The 2,136-nt window shown below is 68.1% G+C and carries 1 pseudogene; it reads right to left on the bottom strand.

The annotated features are described in order from the left end of the window. Positions 1–2,136: pseudogene (locus AB0L58_RS42970) on the bottom strand (hypothetical protein); the annotation flags it as partial.

The raw sequence follows: 2,136 nt of genomic DNA, 5'->3' as shown, positions 1-2,136 counted from the left end.
CCGGTAGGGGCTGTTGGTGGGATCGGTTGTGCTGCGGGATCGTTGGTATCCACGTCGAGGGGTGGTGTGGCTGTGTGCCGCTGCTGCGGTGATTCGGTTTGCGCGTTGTGTGGTGTGATCGCTGGGCGGGGTGGGTTGGCTTGTGTGGCCGATGGTTGGGTGGTTGGTGTTGTTGCTGGGCCGGATTCGTCGGGCCCGTTGTCGAAGAAGTCGGGGTCGACGGTGCCGGCTTGGTGGGGGGCGGTTGGTGCCGTGCTGGGCTTGTGGTCGGCTCCGGTCGTGTGTGGGATGAGTGGTTGCGCCCGAGGTTCGGGCTCGTTGCCGGTGGCCCCGAGATCGGCGGTGGTGGCGGTGTGGGTGGTATCAGCGGTTGTGGGGGTGTTCTTCGGGAGTATCGATGCTGGTGCGGTATCGGGTTGGTCTTCGGTGTCGAGGATGGTTCCGGTCAGGCTTGGCTGTGGAATCTCGGTTCGGCTGCTGTCGAGCTCGGCGGTGCTCGGGTGGCCGGTCGATGACGGGTTTGTCGGTGTGGTGATCGGATCCGTCGGTGCGGGTGGGTAGGTGTCGAGGGTGAGTTGTTGCAGGGCTTGGTCCCAGGCGCTCCAACCGTTGCTGGGGTCGGGCGCGTTTGCGGGGGTGGTCGGTGGTTGCGTGTCGCTTGCGGGTGGTTGGGTGCGGCTGTGGTCGTCGGGTAGGCCGAGTTCATCGAAGATGGCCCGGCCGATCTGTTCGATCTCGGCGATGGTGTCTGCGTGCGGGCGTGGCGCGTGTCCGTCGCGGGCGGCGTGTTGGTCGGCTGATTCGGGTTCTGTTGGAAGCAGGAGTCCGGCGAGCCAGCTGTGGTCGAGTTCGGTGGTGGTCGCCGCGAAGGGGCGGACCGGTGTGCTCGTGGTTGAGGTGGGGCGGGTGGCGGTGGCGAGGCCGCCGCCCGCGAGCACCGTTTCGGCGAGGTTGTGGCCGCGTTGTCGGGTGTGGGCGAGTGCGGGCACGGTTATCGCAGCGGCCCCGGAGGCGCTGGCGAAGGTGATGGCCAGGTCGCGTCCGGTTGTCCGTGCCGATCGTGTGCTGACCTTTGCGCGGGCCGGGGGTGCGGATGGCCGACTCGGCTGCGACGTCGGCTGCGGGGTTGGGACCGGTATCGGTGCGGGTGGTTTCGGTGTCGGCTGCGGTGGTTGGGGTGGTGGTGTCTTTTGCTCGGGTTTGCGTTTTTTGCGCTTGTCGACCGAGGCCGAGGCCATCATGGGGACCGGGCGTGCCGGGACCACCGGTTGGGGTAGGGGGCCGGCTGGTGTGGTCGACGGGGCCCCACCGCGGGTGGGTTGGACGGTGAGGGGACCGATGTAATCGGTGCTGTGGCGGTTGAGTTGTGGAGTCCCGCTGGGGTCGGTTGGTGCCCCTGGTGTTTCGGGGTTGGGTGTGGTGGCGTAGTGGGAGGGTGGGTTGAGTTCGGTGGGGCGGTCGGCGGGTGTGGCGGGTAGGTGTGGTGCGGGGGTGTTGTTGTGGCGGGGCAGGGGTGGTTCGGAGTCGTGGACGCGCGGCTTGTGCCCGTCGCGGTCGTCTTCGGTGGGTGCGCCGGGGACGGCGGTGTCCGGTATCGGGACCTGTGGTCGGTCGGTCAGCGGTATGGCGGATCCGGTATCGGGTAGAGCCGCGGTGGTGGGGTGCGGGACGATCGGGATGGCGTTGGGGGGTGGGCCGGCCGGTGGGTCGGGTTGGCCGGGGATCTTGTAGGTGGTGCCTGCTGGTTGGGTGTATTCGTCGGGTGCGTTGTTCGGGTGTTCGTCTATTTGTGGTTGTGCGGGGACGTAGCTGGGCATCGGGGGTTTGACGATGGTCCCGATGTCGTCCTGGTCGGGGTATTCCTTGGGTTCGCTCGGGGTTTGGTCGTTGTCGGTGGGCTGCCCACCCGACATCGCGGGCAGCGGTGTCGAGACTGCTGCGGTGGCATCGTGATTCGATGGCTCGTGTCCGCCCAGCGCCGCCGCGCCGGCCAACGCTGCCGGTGGGATCGCTTGGGCTGCAAGGTTGTGCGCAGCCGCACCCGGTATCGGTGTGGCGGCGTGCGGCTGCTGTGGCGTGTTGGCTTGCGCGCCCTGCGGGTTGACCGGCGGTTGATGAGGCGGGTTGGCTTGCGCG

The sequence above is a fragment of the Nocardia sp. NPDC052112 genome (assembly GCF_040680135.1).
Taxonomy (GTDB): domain Bacteria; phylum Actinomycetota; class Actinomycetes; order Mycobacteriales; family Mycobacteriaceae; genus Nocardia.
Note: the sequence above shows the minus strand (reverse complement) of the source record. Positions and strands in the feature narration are given on the sequence as shown.